Here is a 16,278-nt window from a genome sequence, read left to right as displayed (position 1 = left end):
TGCTTGCGGCTCGGATCGAGGGCCCGCAAGGCGTTGCGGCGGGAAGTTCGACGGGCTTTCCCTACGATGGGGACCGTCATGACCATAGCCTCCCCCTACGCCGCCGACCTCGGGCGACTCGCCATCAGCGAGAGCGCCGTCGACGTCGCCGGGGCCGCCACCGCCTACTGGAGCTACGGCGACCCCGACGCCGGGACCGTGCTGGTCCTGGTGCACGGATTCCGCGGCGAGCACCACGGGCTGGAGCCCGTGATCGCGCGGCTGCTCGCGGGCGGCGCGGACGCCCGGGTGATCGCCCCCGACCTGCCCGGCTTCGGCGCCTCGCCGCCGATGACGGCGCACGCGCACGACGTCGACGGCTACGCGGCGTGGCTCGGCGAGTTCCTCGACGCGCTCGGGCTGCGCGGGCGCGCGGTGGTGCTCGGCCACTCCTTCGGCTCGATCGTCGCCGCGGCGGCCGTCGCGGGCGGGCTGGAGACGCCGCTGCTCGTGCTGGTCAATCCGATCGCCGCGCCGGCCCTGGCCGGGCCGCGCGGGGTGCTGACCCGGCTCGCGGTGCTCTACTACCGCCTCGGCGCGGTGCTGCCCCGCCCGCTCGGGCTGCGACTGCTCGGCGATCCGCTGATCGTGCGGGTGATGAGCCTCGCGATGGTGAAGACGAAGGACGGGCCGCTGCGCCGCTTCGTGCACGACCAGCACGACCGCTACTTCAGCGCCTTCGCCTCGCGCGACACGGTACTGGAGGCGTTCCAGGCCTCGGTGTCGCACGACGTCAGCGAGTACGCCGGGCGCCTCGCGGCGCCGACGCTGCTGATCGCCGCGGCGCAGGACGACATCACCCCGCTCTCCGCGCAGTACCGCCTGCTCGAGGCGCTGCCGCACGGCCGCCTGCACGTGATCGACGGGGTCGGGCACCTCATCCACTACGAGACGCCGGACGAGGCGGCCGCCGTCCTCCGCGCGGCCCTGGACGAGGGGATCGACCGATGAGGATCGTCGTCGACTGCCGGTACACCCGGCTCGAGCGCCACGACGGCATCAGCCGCTACACGGCCGAGATCGTGACGGAGCTGGCGAAGCTGCACGACGTGACGATGCTGATCAGCGATCGTCGACAGCTGGCGATGCTGCCGGATCTGCCGTGGGAGCGCGTGACGTCGCCGACCGGGCCGTTCGAGCCGTTCGTGGCGCTGCTGGTGAACCGGCTGCGGCCCGACGTCGTCTTCTCGCCGATGCAGACGATGGGCTCGCTCGGGCGGCGCTACCGGCTCGTGCTCACCGTGCACGACCTGATCTACTACCGCCACCGCACGCCGCCGCGCGATCTGCCGCTGCCGGTGCGCGGGCTCTGGCGGCTCTACCACCTGGCATGGTGGCCGCAGCGGCGCCTGCTGCAGCGCGCCGACGCGATCGTGACGGTGTCGGAGACGACCCGCGGGCTGCTCCGCACGCACCGGCTGACGACCCGGCCGGTCGTCGTGGTGCCGAATGCGGCGACGGCGCCGGACGAGGCGAGCGCGGCCCTCGCGGCGGCCCTGCCGGACCGCTCCGACGCGCGCTCGCTCGTCTACATGGGCTCGTTCATGCCCTACAAGAACGTGGAGTCGCTGGCGCGCGCCATGCGGCTGCTGCCCGACTACGAGCTGCACCTGATGAGCCGGGCGAGCGACGAGACGGTGGAGACCCTCCGCTCGCTCGCGCCGACGGCGAAGCTGGTCTTCCACCAGGGGGCGGACGACGCCTCCTACCGCGAGGCGCTCGCGCGCGCCACGGCGCTGGTGACCGCGAGCCGGGACGAGGGCTTCGGCATCCCGCTGGTCGAGGCGATGGCGCTCGGCACGCCGGTCGTCGTCAGCGACATCCCGATCTTCCGCGAGATCGGCGGCGACGCCGCGGTCTACGTGGATCCCTCGAGCGCGAAGGGCATCGCCGAGGGCGTGCGCTCGCTCGAGGACCCGGAGCGCTGGCGGGAGCTGTCGGCGAAGGCGCGGAAGCGGGCGGCCGCGTACTCGTGGCGCGACTCGGCCCGGGTGCTGCTGGAGCTGCTGACGAGCGTCGGGCGCTGAGAGGCGCCGGTCCCCGCCGGTCGGCCCGGTCGAGCGCGAGCCGGCGCGTCAGGCGGGTGCGCTCGGGCTGAGCACGTCGTCGAGATCGGACTGCAGGTCGGCGTCGACGACCACCACGTCGCCCGAGTCGTCGACCGCGACGATCTGCAGGGCGCCGTCGACGATCGCGAAGTCGTGCCGCGAGCCGTTGCCGACGGTCGTGCCCTGGGCGGGCAGCGCGTCCTCGCTGAGGGCGCGGAGCAGGCTGCCGATGACGGCGCCGTGCGTCGCGACGATCACGCGCTGCTGCGGGAAGCGCTCGGCGATCTCGAGCAGCGCGGCCGTGGCGCGCTCGACGACCTGGGCGCGGGTCTCGCAGCCGGGGATGCGGGCGCCCTCGATGCCGCCGGGGAAGAGCTCGCGCAGCTCGTCGCCGGTCATGCCCTCGGCCTCGCCGTAGGCGCGCTCGGCGACGCCCTCGACGACCTCGGGCTCGGGCAGGCCGAGACCGCGGGCGATGATGGCGCCCGTCTCGTAGGCGCGCTGCAGCGGGCTGGCGACGACGACGTCCCAGTCGCGCTCGCGCAGCAGCCGGGCGGCGGCCCGGGCCTGCGAGCGGCCGGTGTCGTTGAGCGGGATGTCGCTCGCGCCCTGGATGCGGCGGGCCGCGTTCCAGTCGGTCTGGCCGTGCCGGACGAGGGTCAGCTGGGTCACGAGGGCCTCTCGGTGGTGGGGGAGCGGTGGGTCAGCGCGACGGGAGGCGCTCGGCGAGGGCGCGGAGGACCTCGCTCGTGCCGCCGTCGATCTTGATGCCGGCCCGCGAGTCGCCCTTGGTGGTGCCGCGGTTGACGATCACGATCGGCATCTTCGCGCGCCGGGCGATCTCGAGGAAGCGGATGCCCGAGTTGACGATGAGGGACGAGCCGGCCACGAGCAGCGCGTCGGCGCTCGCGACGATCGCGCGCGCCTCCTCGAACCGCTCGGTCGGGATGAACTCGCCGAAGAAGACGATGTCGGGCTTGAGGATCCCGCCGCAGACCGTGCACTCCGGGACCGTCATCGCGGAGACGTCGTGGACCTCGGCGTCGCCGTCGGGGTTGAGCGAGGAGATGTCGGGGTCGTCGAGCCAGGGATTGAGCGCCTCGATGCGCTCGGCGATCGCGTCGCGGGCGAAGTACTGACCGCAGGTCATGCAGCGGACGCGGTCGGCGGAGCCGTGCAGGTCGACGACGCGCTGCGAGCCGGCGCGCACGTGCAGGCCGTCCACGTTCTGGGTGACGACGCCGGTGAGCAGGCCGCGCTCCTCGAGCCGGGCGAGGGCGCGGTGCCCGTCGTTCGGCAGCGTGGCGGTGAAGCGGCGCCAGCCGAGCTGGCTGCCGGCCCAGTAGCGGCGGCGGTAGTCGGGGTCGGCGACGAACTGGGAGTAGGTCATAGGACTGCGGACGGGCGCTCCCGCGCCCCGGTAGTCGGGGATGCCGGAGTCGGTGCTGACGCCCGCGCCGGTGACGGCGGCGATGCGGCGGCCGGCCAGGAGCTCGACGGTGCGGTCGAGGGCGGCGGAGCGCTGCTCGTCGGCCCGCTGCAGATCGGCCTGCTGCTCGTCGGCCTGATCGGCACTGCGGCCGTCGGCCTGATCGGCGCTGCGGCCGTCGGCCTGATCGGCACTGCTGCCGTCGGCGATCGGTGTCGGACCCGACTCCATCCACGCCTCCCTCGGACACCCGCGCACGCGGGCACTCCATCGGCCAGTTTAGACCGCGCCGTGCCCTAGGGTTCCGGGATGCCGATCGTGCACATCGAGGACCTCGACCACCCGCTCCTGGCCGACTACCACCGCCTGACCGACGTGGCGCTGCGCCGGGTGCTCGAGCCCGAGGGCGGCCTCTACATCGCGGAGTCGTCGAAGGTGATCGTCCGCGCGCTCGACGCCGGGCACGTGCCGAAGTCGGTGCTGGTGCAGGAGAAACGGCTGCCGGACGCGGCGGCGGTGCTCGAGCGCTTCCCGGACGTGCCGGTGTTCGTCGGGCCGGACGCGATGATCGAGGAGCTGACCGGGTTCCACCTGCACCGCGGGGCGCTCGCGTCGATGCGGCGTCCGGAACTGCCGTCGATGGCGTCGCTGCTCGAGGACGCGCGGCTCGTCGTCATCCTCGAGGACCTCGTCGACCACACGAACGTCGGCGCCGTCTTCCGCGCGGCGGCCGGGATGGGGGCCGACGCGGTGCTGGTGAGCCCGCGCTGCGCGGACCCGCTCTACCGGCGGAGCGTGCGGGTGAGCATGGGCACGGTGCTGCAGGTGCCGTGGACGCGGATCCCGGAGTGGGGGCCGGCGCAGACCGAGCTGCTCGCCGCGGGGTTCTCGGTCGCCGCGCTGGCGCTCGCGCCGGACGCGGTGCCGCTGGACGAGTACGCGGCCTCGCGGCCCGAGCGCGTGGCGATCGTGCTGGGCGCGGAGGGGGACGGGCTGAGCCGGGCGGCGCTGGACGCGGCCGACACCGTGGTGACGATCCCGATGCTGCACGGGGTCGACTCGCTGAACGTGGCCTCGGCGAGCGCCGTCGCGCTCTGGGCGCTGACGCGCGGGCGCTGAGCCGCGGGCGCCGAGCCGTCTGCTCCGAACGTCCGGCGCGGAACGGCGGGCGGCCGCCCCGCGCCGCCTCCTCGGGGTCCGGCGGGGGTCCGCCTACGATGACCGGGTGACTTCTCCGACGCGCCCCGACCGCTCGCCGATCGACGTCGTGGGCAGCGTCACGGCTGCGCCCGCGCCCGAGGCTCCCCGGCGTCGCCGCCCGCGTCCGCTCGCCGTGATCGGCGTGGTCCTCGCGGCGGTGCTCGTCAGCGCGAGCGGCGCGTACGCCGCGAACGCGGCCGGTGCCGAGCTGCCCGTCGCGACGGCGGTCGTCCAGGAGACGCCGCCCACGGTGATCGACGCGCCCGCCGTCGCCTGGCCGGCCTACGGCGCCGGGGCGATCTCGGCGGTGGGCGTACAGGGGCCGGCGGACGGCGGGATGCTCTCCACCTACGGCTCGACCGGGCAGCTGCCGATCGGCAGCATCGCGAAGGTCGTCACGGCGCTGGTGGTGCTGTCGGCGAAGCCGATCGCGGAGGGGACGGACGGCGAGACGATCGCGTTCACGAGCACCGACGTCGGCTACTACAACGCGTCCGTCGCCGAGAACGGCTCGGTCGCTCCGGTGTCGGCCGGGCTGGAGCTCACGGAGCGCGAGGCGCTGACCGTGCTGATGCTGCCCTCCGCCAACAACTACGCGAAGTCGCTGGCCGTCTGGGCCTTCGGCTCGGAGCAGGGCTATCTCGCCGCCGCGCGCACCTGGCTGGACGAGCGCGGGCTCACCGGCACGGTGGTGGCGGACACCAGCGGGCTGTCGCCGGCGACCGTCAGCACGACCCTCGAGATGGTGGTGCTCGGCGAGCTGCTGATCGGCGACCCGGTGCTCGCGCCGATCGTCGCCCTGCCGTCCGCGGTCATCCCGGGAGTGGGGACGGTCGAGAACACGAACACGCTCCTCGGGCAGGCCAGCGTGGACGGGATCAAGACCGGCACGACCGACGAGGCCGGCGCGTGCCTGCTGTTCTCGCTCGACGCGACGGCCGAGGGCCGGCCGGTCACGATGGTCGGCGTCGTGGTGGGAGCGCGGACGCACCCGCAGCTCGCGGCGGACGTCCTGACGCTCATCCCGACCGTCGAGGCGGGCTTCCGGACGGTGACGCTGACGGAGGAGGGGCAGGACTTCGGCAGCTACACCAGCGCGTGGGGGGAGTCGGCGGTCGCCGAGAGCAGCGAGGCGCAGTCGCTGCTCGTCTGGGGAGCGACCACCGTCACCACGACCGTGTCGCTCGACCCGGTCGAGGTCGTCGCGGACGGGCAGGAGGTCGGGACCGTGAACGTGGACGTCAACGGGCAGGCGTACCCGGTGCCGCTCGTCGCGGACGGGACGATCGAGGACCCGGGGTTCGGCTGGCGCGTGACGAACCCGGGCGAGCTCTTCGGGTAGCACTGCCGGGCGGGCGGGTCTCGATACGCCGCTGCGCGGCTACTCGACCAGCATGAAGGTGCGCCGCTGCGCGGCTACTCGACCAGCATGAAGGGGCGCCGCTGCGCGGCTGCTCGACCAGCATGAAGGGGCGCCGCTGCGCGGCTGCAGACCAGCATGGGTCGCCTAGGAGTCGGCGTCGTCGACGACGATGCGGACGCCGGCCGTCGCGATGTCGGCGGCGACCTCCTCCGGGGTCGCGTTGCCGGGGACGGAGGTGCCGGGGATCGACTCGGGCGGGCGCTGCAGGTACGGGCCGGCGTCCGGCCGCTTCGCGGTGACGAAGTCGCCGGAGGACTGGTGCCGCACCCGGCGGAGCACCCAGGGCACGAGGTACTCGCGGGCCCACTTCGCGTCCTCGCGGCGGGCGGCGCGCCAGGTCGGCGTCGGCACGGGTTCGGGAGCGAACGGGCGGAGGGTGTTCTCGACGTTGAGGGCCTTCAGCACCATCCGCGCCACCTCGTGGTGGCCGTGCGGGTTGAGGTGCAGGCGGTCCGGCGCCCACATCCGCACGTCCTGGATCTCCTGCAGCGACCACTGGTCGGCGACGATGCAGTCGTAGCGCTCGGCGAGCGCGCGCAGATTCTCGTTGAAGATCGCGACCTTGCCGCGGATCCGCGCGAAGACGGGGGAGAAGCTCACGTCGACGCCGGTGAAGAGCACCACCGTCGCGCCGTCGGAGCGCAGACGGGCCAAGCCCTCCTCGAAGCGGCGGGCGATGTCGTCCGGGTCGGTGCCGGGGCGGATCACGTCGTTGCCGCCCGCGGAGATGGTGATCAGGTCCGGGCGCAGCGCCAGGGCGGGCTCGATCTGCTCGTCGACGATCTGCTGCAGCAGCCGGCCGCGCACCGCCAGGTTCGCGTAGGCGAAATCGTCGTTCTGACTGCCGAGCACCTCCGCGACGCGGTCGGCCCACCCGCGGTGACCGCCGGGGCTGGAGGGCTCGGGATCGCCGATCCCCTCGGTGAAGGAGTCGCCCAGGGCGACGTAGCGGGACCACGGATGACGCTGCTCGACCATCCCTCCATTCTGCGCTCCGAGCGCGCGGAGGGGGTCCGTCGCTCGGACGATCCCGACACGCCGGGGCCTCGCCCGCGGGCGCGCGGACCGGCGCCCGGCGTCGGAGGTGTCGGCTAGCCTCGGTCCACGTGAACAGTCCCTCGAACTTCGGTCATCAGGTCGGCACCTCCGCCGCGGAGCACCTGTCCCCGTCGTTCCCCGGCAGGGCGCCGTGGGGCACTGCGAACAAGCTGCGGGCCTGGCAGGCGGAGGCCCTCGAGGCCTACTTCCAGCACGAGCCGCGCGACTTCCTCGCGGCCGCGACGCCCGGCGCCGGCAAGACGACGTTCGCCCTCCGCCTGGCCGCCGAGCTGCTGCACAACCGCACCGTCGACCGCATCACCGTCGTCGCGCCGACCGAGCACCTCAAGCGCCAGTGGGCTGAGGCGGCGCACCGCGTCGGCATCCGTCTCGACCCCACCTTCACCAACCGGATGGGCCGGCACGCCCGGCACTACCACGGGGTCGCCGTCACCTACGCGCAGGTCGCCGTGCGGCCCGAGCTGCACCGCGAGCTGACCCTCTCCGGCCGCTCGCTGGTCATCCTCGACGAGGTGCACCACGGTGGCGACGCGCTGAGCTGGGGCGACGCGATCCGCGAGGCCTTCGAGCCGGCCGCCCGCCGCCTCTCGCTCACCGGGACGCCGTTCCGCTCGGACACCGCGCCGATCCCGTTCGTCAGCTACCTGCCCGACCAGGAGGGCATCCGCACCTCGCTGACCGACTACGCCTACGGCTACGGCCGCGCGCTCGCCGACGGCGTCGTCCGGCCGGTGCTCTTCATGGTCTACGCGGGCCAGATGCGCTGGAAGTCGAAGGCCGGCGACGAGATGGAGGCGCGGCTCGGCGAGGGCAACACCAAGGACATCACCTCGCAGGCCTGGCGCACGGCGCTCGACCCCAAGGGGGAGTGGATCCCGTCGGTCCTGCGGGCCGCGAACACCCGGCTGACCGAGGTGCGCCGCGGGATCCCCGACGCGGGCGGTCTCGTCATCGCGACCGACCACTACGCGGCGCGCGCATATGCCGCGATGCTCCGCGAGATCAGCGGCGAGCCCGTCACCGTCGTCCTCTCCGACGAGAAGGAGGCGAGCGACCGGATCGAGGAGTACTCGAAGGGCGACAGCCGGTGGATGGTCGCCGTGCGGATGGTGTCCGAGGGCGTCGACGTGCCGCGCCTCGCCGTGGGCGTCTACGCCACCTCCGCCTCGACGCCGCTGTTCTTCGCGCAGGCGATCGGGCGCTTCGTCCGGGCGCGGCGCCGCGGCGAGACCGCGTCGATCTTCCTGCCAAACGTGCCGGGGCTGCTCGCGCTCGCCGGCTCGATGGAGCAGCAGCGCGACCACGCGCTCGACCGGCGCGTCTCAGACGATGAGGAGTACCCCGAGGCCGACCTGATGGCCGACGCCGAGCGCGAGAGCAAGGCCTCCTCCGACCTGCTCGAGGAGGGCCGGTTCGAGTCGCTCGGCTCGGCCGCGACCTTCGACCGCGTGATGTACGAGGGCGCGGAGTTCGGCATGGAGGTGGAGGTCGAGAGCGAGGAGGAGCTCGACTTCATCGGGCTCCCCGGACTGCTCGAGCCCGAGCAGGTGCGCGAGCTGCTGCAGCACCGCCAGCAGCGCCAGGCGAAGCGCGCGGGCGGTCGCGCCGGCGCTCAGGCCCCGGTGGAGGCGAAGGAGAGCGAGATCCCCGCGCCGCTCTACCGCACGCTCAAGGAGCAGCGCAGCCTCCTGAACTCGCTCGTCGGGCTCTGGGCCCGCAACACGGGGGAGACCCACGGCCAGGTGCACACCGAGCTGCGCCGGCTCTGCGGCGGCCCGGCGGTGGCGCAGGCGAGCGTGACCCAGCTGCAGGCGCGGATCGATCTGCTGCGGAAGCGGATCGGCTCGCACTGAGGCGGCGTGCACTACTGGACGAGCGGTATCCGGTCCAGCCCTCGCCGCGGAACAGCGAGGTCCGTACTGTCTGAGCGTGGCCTCCCCGGAAGCGCGGGAGGAGCCTCTCGCTAAGCTGGGCAGTCGGTCCGTCGCGAAGGTGACGGACCATCACCCCCGACGTCGGGCATCCGCAGACCGCCCGTCGGCCTCCCCCGGATCGCCCGAGACCAGAACTCAGAGGAGTCTCGTGGAGACCTGGCCCGGAACCGCCTACCCCTTGGGCGCCACCTTCGATGGAAGCGGCACCAACTTCGCCCTCTTCAGCGAGGCCGCCGAGCGTGTCGAGCTGTGCCTCTTCGAGGAGGACGGCACCGAGACGCGCGTCGAGGTGCTGGAGTCGGACGCGTACGTCTGGCACTGCTACCTTCCGCAGGTCCAGCCCGGCCAGCGCTACGGCTACCGCGTCCACGGCGCGTACGACCCGGCCGGCGGACACCGCTGCAACCCGAACAAGCTGCTGCTGGACCCCTACGCGAAGGCCGTCTCGGGCGAGATCGACTGGGACCAGTCGCTCTTCTCGTACACCTTCGGCGACCCGGACTCGACCAACGACGAGGACTCGGCGCCGCACATGATGATGGGCGTCGTCATCAACCCGTTCTTCGACTGGGCCGGTGACCGCCGTCCGCGCACCTCGTACGACAGCACCGTCATCTACGAGGCGCACGTGAAGGGGCTCACGAAGAGCCACCCCGATGTGCCGGAGGAGCTGCGCGGCACCTACGCCGGCGTCGCGCACCCCGCCGTGATCGCGCACCTCAAGCACCTCGGCATCACCGCCCTCGAGCTGATGCCGGTGCACCAGTTCGTCAACGACTCGACGCTGATGGAGAAGGGCCTCTCGAACTACTGGGGCTACAACACGATCGGCTTCTTCGCGCCGCAGAACACCTACGGCGCCACGGGCGATCTGGGCCAGCAGGTCCAGGAGTTCAAGAGCATGGTGAAGGCCCTGCACGCCGCCGGCATCGAGGTCATCCTCGACGTCGTCTACAACCACACCGCCGAGGGCAATCACCTCGGCCCGACGCTGTCGTTCCGCGGCATCGACAACGAGGCGTACTACCGCCTGGTCGACGACGACAAGCGCTACTACATGGACTACACCGGCACCGGCAACACCCTCAACGTGCGCCACCCGCACTCGCTGCAGCTGATCATGGACTCGCTGCGCTACTGGGTGACCGAGATGCGCGTCGACGGCTTCCGCTTCGACCTCGCCTCGGCATTGGCCCGCGAGTTCTACGACGTCGACCGGCTCTCCACCTTCTTCGAGCTCGTCCAGCAGGACCCGGTGGTCTCGCAGGTCAAGCTGATCGCCGAGCCCTGGGACGTCGGCCCCGGCGGCTACCAGGTCGGCAACTTCCCGCCGCAGTGGACGGAGTGGAACGGCAAGTACCGCGACACCGTCCGCGACTTCTGGCGCGGCGAGCCCTCGACCCTGGGCGAGTTCGCCTCGCGCCTGACCGGCTCGGCCGACCTCTACGCCCGCTCCGGCCGCTACCCGGTCGCGTCGATCAACTTCGTCACCGCGCACGACGGCTTCACCCTCCGCGACCTGGTCTCGTACAACGAGAAGCACAACGACGCGAACGGCGAGGACGGCAACGACGGCGAGTCGCACAACCGCTCCTGGAACCACGGCGCCGAGGGCCCGACCGACGACCCGACGGTGCTCGGCCTCCGCGCCCGCCAGCAGCGCAACTTCCTGGCGACGATGCTGATCTCGCAGGGCGTGCCGATGATCCTGCACGGCGACGAGCTCGGCCGCACGCAGAACGGCAACAACAACACCTACGCCCAGGACAGCGAGCTGACCTGGATCGACTGGGAGAAGGCGGACCGGCCGCTGGTGGAGTTCACGGCGGCGCTGATCCGCCTCCGCGCCGAGCACCCGACGTTCCGCCGCGGCCGCTTCTTCGACGGGCGCCCCGTGCTGCGCGGCACCGGCGAGCCGCTGCCCGACATCGTCTGGTTCAAGGCCGACGGCACCGAGATGACGCCGTCGGACTGGGACTCGGGCCTAGACCGCTCGGTCGGCATCTACCTCAACGGCAACGGGATCCGCGAGCGCGACGAGCGCGGCCAGCCGGTCGTCGACGACAGCTTCCTGCTGTACTTCAACGCCGACGACGTCGACGTGGAGTTCACGATCCCGGCCGACGAGTACGCGGTCGAGTGGGCCGTCCTGGTCGACACCGCCGGAGCGGAGGCCGACTCGGTCCCGCGGCCCGCCGGCGCGATCCTCACCGTGCAGGCGAAGTCGCTCGTGATCCTCCAGGAACACAGCGCACCCGAGCCCGAGGTCGATCACTCGGTCGCCGCCTCGCTGGCCTCGCTCGCCGCCACCTCGGCGATCCCGATCATCACCACCACGGGCCACACCAGCCCCCACGAGGAGTCGACCGACTCCGCGACCGCCCCCTCGACAGGAGCCTGACGTTGCGACTGCCCGCCTCCACCTACCGACTCCAGATCCGCTCCGGCTTCGATCTCGACGAGGCCGCCGAGGTGGCCGACTACGTGCGGTCCCTCGGCGCCGACTGGCTGTACTTCTCGCCGCTGCTGACCGCCGAGCCCGGCTCGGACCACGGCTACGACGTCGTCGACCACTCGCAGGTCGACCCGGCCCGCGGCGGCGGCGAGGGCCTCGCCCACGCCTCCGCGGCCGCGAAGAAGGAGGGCCTCGGCGTCCTCATCGACATCGTGCCGAACCACATGGGCGTCGCCACTCCGGCGGAGAACGCCTGGTGGTGGGACCTGTTGAAGCACGGGCGGGACTCCCGCTACGCGGAGGCGTTCGACATCGACTGGGCGGCGGGTGCGGGCAAGCTGCGCGTGCCCATCCTCGGCGACGGGGCCTCCGAAGGCGACAGCGACAGCGAGCTCGATGCGCTCGAGGTGGTGGGCGACGAGCTGCACTACTACGAGAACCGGCTGCCGATCGCGCCCGGCACCGCCGAGCCCGGCGACTCCGGCCGGACCGTGCACGCCCGGCAGAGCTACGAGCTGGTCAACTGGCGCCGCGCCGACGCCGAGCTCAACTACCGCCGCTTCTTCGCGGTGAACACCCTCGCCGCGATCACGGTCGAGCGGCCCGAGGTCTTCGAGGCCTCGCACCGCGAGATCGTCCGCTGGTTCACCGAGGGCCTCGCCGACGGCCTGCGCGTCGACCACCCGGACGGACTGGCCGATCCGGGCGGCTACCTGGACGACCTCGCTCGCGCCATCGACGGCGCCCCGGTGTGGGTCGAGAAGATCCTCGAGGGTGACGAGCAGCTGCCGGCGCACTGGGCGACCGTGGGCACCACCGGCTACGACGCGCTCGCGGACATCGACCGCATCCTCGTCGACCCCGACGCCCGCCCGGTGCTCGAGGGCCTGGACGCGGAGCTCGGCGACGGCGGCGAGCCGGTGGACTGGGCCGACCTGATCCACGACACCAAGCGCGGCATCGCCGACGGCATCCTCCGCTCCGAGGTGCTCCGCCTGGCCCGCCTGATCCCGCAGGTCGACGGCGCGGACGACGCGATCGCCGAGCTGCTCGCGACCTTCCCGGTCTACCGCAGCTACCTGCCCTACGGCGCCGAGCACCTCGAGCACGCGCGGCTCGACGCGCGGCACCGCCGCCCCGAGATCGCCGCGACGATCGACGAGGTCGCGGCGCTGCTCGAGGAGACCGGCACTCCGGTGTCGGTCCGCTTCCAGCAGACCTCCGGCATGGTGATGGCGAAGGGCGTCGAGGACACGGCGTTCTACCGCTACAGCCGCCTCACCTCGCTCAACGAGGTCGGCGCCGACCCGGACGAGTTCGCGATCGACCTGGAGGAGTTCCACCGCCGCCAGGGCGTCCGCCAGGCGTCGTTCCCCGCGTCGCTCACCACGCTGTCGACGCACGACACCAAGCGCGGCGAGGACACCCGCGCGCGCATCACCGCCCTTGCGGAGGACGCCGAGGCCTGGGCCGAGACGCTCCGCGAGCTGCACGGGCTGGTCGGCTTCGGCGACGGACCGGTGGAGCACCTGTTGTGGGAGGCGATCGTCGGATCATGGCCCGCGTCGCGCGAGCGCCTGCACGCCTACGCCGAGAAGGCGTCGCGCGAGGCCGGCAGCTCGACGAAGTGGACCGCCCCGGACGAGGCGTTCGAGAAGCGGATGCACGCGGCCGTCGACGCCGCCTTCGACGACACGGCCGTGCGCCGTCTGATCGAGGACACCGTGGCGCGCGTCTCGGCCGACGGCTGGTCGAACAGCCTCTCGGCCAAGGCCGTCCAGCTCACCGCACCCGGCATCCCGGACGTCTATCAGGGCAGCGAGCTGTGGGAGACGTCGCTCGTCGACCCCGACAACCGCCGCCCGGTCGACTTCGCCGAGCGCCGAGCCCTGCTGGAGAGGATCGACAGCGGCTGGCTGCCCGAGATCGACGCGGAGGGCGCGGCCAAGCTGCTCGTGACCTCGCGGGCCCTGCGCCTGCGCCGCGACCGGCCGGAGCTGTTCACGCGCTACGCCGCCGTCCCCGCCATCGGCCCCGCGGCCGAGCACGTGATCGCCTTCGACCGCGGCGGTGCGCTGACGGTCGCCACCCGCCTGCCCGCGCGCCTCGCGGCCGAGGGCGGCTGGGGCGAGACCCTGATCGTCCTGCCCGGGCGCCCGGTCGAGGACGTCCTCACCGGCCGCACCTTCGCCGGCGGACCGACCGCCGTGTCGGAGATCCTCGGCGGCGGCTACCCGGTCGCCCTGCTCGCGCCGGTCGCCTGACCCGGCGAGTCCCTTCCTGCCGACCCCGTTCGAACGACCCTGGAGAACCCCGTGATCAGCACGACGCCCTACCGCTACGCCCTTCCCGTCTCCGGACCCGAGCGCTTCGACGTGTGGGCGCCCGAGGCCTCCTCCGTCGAGCTCGCCCTCGGGGCGGGAGCAACGGTCGCGATGGCCCGCTTCGGCGACGAGGGCTGGTGGCGGGTCTCCGGGTCGGTCGCCGGAACGGGCGAGGTCGACTACGGCTACCTGGTCGACGGGAAGGGGCCGTTCCCGGACCCGCGCTCGCGTCGCCAGCCCGGGGGAGTGCACGAGCTCTCGCGCAGCTACGACCCGAGCGCGTTCGAGTGGGCCGACCAGGCCTGGACGGGTCGCCAGCTGGCCGGTGCCGTGATCTACGAGCTGCACATCGGCACCTTCACCCCGGAGGGCACCCTCGACGCGGCCGCCGGCCGGCTCGAGCACCTGCGCTCGATCGGCGTCGACTTCATCGAGATCCTCCCGGTCAACGCGGTGAACGGCACGCACAACTGGGGCTACGACGGCGTCCTCTGGTACGCCGTCTCGGAGGCGTACGGCGGACCGGAGGCGTATCAGCGCTTCGTCGACGCCGCGCACCGCGCGGGCCTGGGCATCGTGCAGGACGTGGTGTACAACCACCTCGGCCCGAGCGGCAACTACCTCCCCGAGTTCGGCCCGTACCTCAAGAACGAGAAGGCCAACACCTGGGGCAGCTCGATCAACCTCGACGGGGAGGGCTCGGACGTCGTCCGGGGCTACATCCTCGACAACGCGCTGATGTGGTTGCGCGACTACCACGTGGACGCTCTGCGCCTCGATGCGGTGCACGCGCTCTCGGACGAGCGCGCCGTGCACGTGCTCGAGGAGATGGCCGCCGAGGTGGCCGTGCTCTCGGCCGATGTCGGGCGCCCGCTGACGCTGATCGCGGAGTCGGACCTCAACGACCCGAAGCTGATCACCCCGCGCGAGGCGGGCGGCTACGGGCTCGACGCGCAGTGGAGCGACGACTTCCACCACGCCGTGCACGTCGCCCTGACCGGTGAGACGACCGGCTACTACGAGGACTTCGCGCCGCTCGGCGCGCTCGGCAAGGTGCTCACCCGCGGCTTCTTCCACGACGGCACCCTCTCGACGTTCCGCGGCCGGCACCACGGGCGCCCCGTCGACACCGAGCGGATGCCCACGTGGCGCCTCGTGGTCTGCAGCCAGAACCACGACCAGATCGGCAACCGCGCGATCGGCGACCGGCTGACCGCGACCCTCGACGAGGGACGCCTCGCGATCGCCGCCGCGCTGACGCTGCTCGGCCCCTTCACCCCGATGCTCTTCATGGGCGAGGAGTGGGCGGCGTCGACCCCGTGGCAGTTCTTCACCTCGCACCCCGAGAAGGACCTGGGCGAGGCGACGGCGAAGGGCCGCATCGAGGAGTTCGCGAAGATGGGCTGGGACCCGGAGGTCGTGCCCGACCCGCAGGACCCCGAGACCTTCGAGCGCTCCAAGCTCGACTGGTCCGAGGCGGAGGAGGGGCGCGGTGCGCGCATCCTCGCCGTCTACCGCGAGCTGGCGGTGCTGCGCCGTCGCTTCCCCGAGCTGACCGACCCGCGGTTCGGCTCGGTGCGCGTCGAGCTCGACGAGGACGAGCGCTGGCTCACCCTCGGCCGCGGCCGGGTGACGATCGCGATCAACGTCGGCGAGGCGTCGGCGCGTGTCCCGCTGCCCGAGGTGGCGGAGTCGCTCCTCGCCGTGGGCGAGTACGCCGTGTCGCCGGGCGACACCGAGGTCGACCTCGGCGCGTCCTCGCTGCTGATCACGCTCAGCGACGCCGAGTAGGCGTCGGTCGTGCGCCGTCCCGAGTCGAGTCGGGTCGGCGCGCTCCTGAGTCCGCGCACGCCGCTGCCCACCGGAGACCTGTCAGCGGGCCGGCACGGAGTGCTCCGCGTCGGCGATGATCCGCACGCCGTCGTCGTGCACGAGCAGCAGGGCGCGCAGCGGCATCGCCCGCCGGTGGCAGGCCGCGCTGAGCTGGCGGGCGAGCACCCGGTCGGTCTCGCCGAGGAACGCCCGCCCAGGGCGCTCGAGTGCGAACGCGAGCGAGCCGACGTCGTGGTGCGCGACCGCCTTGGCGAGGGTCGCGACGATGCGCTCGGTCTTCTCCTCGTCGGGGTGCACGGGCAGGCCGTCCACCGGGTAGAGGATCGGCAGCTGGTAGCCGGCCCGGTCGAGCAGGATCGGCCAGAGCGCGCGGCGGTAGGCGGGCCCGATCAGCGAGGAGACGCGCTCGCGCAGGTCCCGGTCGTCGCGCAGCGGCACGTCGAGCGCCGAGGGGTGGAGGGCGTGGTCCGTGTTTGTCATGGTGTCGCTTTCTCGCGGGTGGTGCGGGCGCGGGAGCGCTCGCGGTGCTGGGGC

Annotated in this window: 12 protein-coding genes; 8 read left to right on the top strand and 4 right to left on the bottom strand. The window is 72.8% G+C overall.

Annotation, left to right across the window (positions count from 1 at the left end; all coding sequences use genetic code 11):
- The first annotated feature begins 78 nt into the window (after positions 1 to 78).
- Positions 79 to 990, top strand: coding sequence for an alpha/beta hydrolase (locus GTU73_RS11750; protein ID WP_160089689.1), 912 nt, complete (start codon positions 79 to 81; stop codon positions 988 to 990).
- Positions 987 to 2,066 carry a glycosyltransferase family 1 protein gene (locus GTU73_RS11745; protein ID WP_160089687.1) on the top strand — a complete coding sequence of 360 codons (1,080 nt, stop codon included), beginning with the start codon at positions 987 to 989 and terminating at the stop codon, positions 2,064 to 2,066. The genes GTU73_RS11750 and GTU73_RS11745 overlap by 4 nt, the downstream gene beginning before the upstream one ends.
- A 48-nt stretch (positions 2,067 to 2,114) precedes the next feature.
- On the opposite strand, the gene GTU73_RS11740 is transcribed toward GTU73_RS11745, so the two are convergent.
- Entirely contained in the window at positions 2,115 to 2,759 is a 645-nt protein-coding gene (locus tag GTU73_RS11740; protein WP_160089685.1) for a histidine phosphatase family protein, read from the bottom strand.
- A 31-nt stretch (positions 2,760 to 2,790) separates the two neighbouring features.
- Entirely contained in the window at positions 2,791 to 3,747 is a 957-nt protein-coding gene (locus GTU73_RS11735; RefSeq protein WP_160089683.1) for a Sir2 family NAD-dependent protein deacetylase, read from the bottom strand.
- A gap of 78 nt (positions 3,748 to 3,825) precedes the next feature.
- On the opposite strand from GTU73_RS11735, the gene GTU73_RS11730 reads away from it, so the two are divergent.
- Both GTU73_RS11730 and GTU73_RS11725 read left to right on the top strand, forming a co-directional pair.
- Positions 3,826 to 4,635, top strand: a complete 810-nt coding sequence (locus tag GTU73_RS11730; RefSeq protein WP_160089681.1) for an RNA methyltransferase — start codon at positions 3,826 to 3,828, stop codon at positions 4,633 to 4,635.
- 106 nt (positions 4,636 to 4,741) lie between these two features.
- Positions 4,742 to 6,058 carry a D-alanyl-D-alanine carboxypeptidase gene (locus tag GTU73_RS11725; protein ID WP_160089679.1) on the top strand — a complete coding sequence of 439 codons (1,317 nt, stop codon included), beginning with the start codon at positions 4,742 to 4,744 and terminating at the stop codon, positions 6,056 to 6,058.
- A 165-nt stretch (positions 6,059 to 6,223) separates the two neighbouring features.
- Here GTU73_RS11725 and GTU73_RS11720 read toward each other — a convergent pair whose 3' ends face one another.
- Positions 6,224 to 7,117 (bottom strand): SGNH/GDSL hydrolase family protein, encoded by an 894-nt coding sequence (locus tag GTU73_RS11720; protein ID WP_160089677.1) that lies wholly within the window; start codon positions 7,115 to 7,117, stop codon positions 6,224 to 6,226.
- A gap of 128 nt (positions 7,118 to 7,245) precedes the next feature.
- Between GTU73_RS11720 and GTU73_RS11715 the strand changes: the two genes are divergently transcribed.
- The 4 genes from GTU73_RS11715 to treZ all read left to right on the top strand — a co-directional run bounded on the left by GTU73_RS11715 (position 7,246) and on the right by treZ (position 15,702).
- On the top strand, positions 7,246 to 9,051 hold the full coding sequence (locus GTU73_RS11715; protein ID WP_160089675.1) for a DEAD/DEAH box helicase: 1,806 nt from the start codon (positions 7,246 to 7,248) through the stop codon (positions 9,049 to 9,051).
- Between the two features lie 229 nt (positions 9,052 to 9,280).
- A complete protein-coding gene (gene glgX / locus GTU73_RS11710) occupies positions 9,281 to 11,533 on the top strand; it encodes a glycogen debranching protein GlgX (protein ID WP_160089673.1) in 2,253 nt (750 codons plus the stop codon).
- A 2-nt stretch (positions 11,534 to 11,535) separates the two neighbouring features.
- Positions 11,536 to 13,851, top strand: coding sequence for a malto-oligosyltrehalose synthase (treY, locus tag GTU73_RS11705; RefSeq protein WP_160089671.1), 2,316 nt, complete (start codon positions 11,536 to 11,538; stop codon positions 13,849 to 13,851).
- A 51-nt stretch (positions 13,852 to 13,902) separates the two neighbouring features.
- Positions 13,903 to 15,702 (top strand): malto-oligosyltrehalose trehalohydrolase, encoded by a 1,800-nt coding sequence (treZ, locus tag GTU73_RS11700; protein ID WP_244231620.1) that lies wholly within the window; start codon positions 13,903 to 13,905, stop codon positions 15,700 to 15,702.
- An 81-nt stretch (positions 15,703 to 15,783) separates the two neighbouring features.
- Here treZ and GTU73_RS11695 read toward each other — a convergent pair whose 3' ends face one another.
- Entirely contained in the window at positions 15,784 to 16,224 is a 441-nt protein-coding gene (locus GTU73_RS11695; protein ID WP_123704248.1) for a hypothetical protein, read from the bottom strand.
- Positions 16,225 to 16,278 lie beyond the last annotated feature (54 nt).

The organism is Rathayibacter sp. VKM Ac-2804 (genome assembly GCF_009866655.1).
Classification (GTDB): domain Bacteria; phylum Actinomycetota; class Actinomycetes; order Actinomycetales; family Microbacteriaceae; genus Rathayibacter.
The sequence above is the reverse complement of the archived record's forward strand: the minus strand, read 5'-3'. Positions and strand labels throughout refer to the sequence as shown.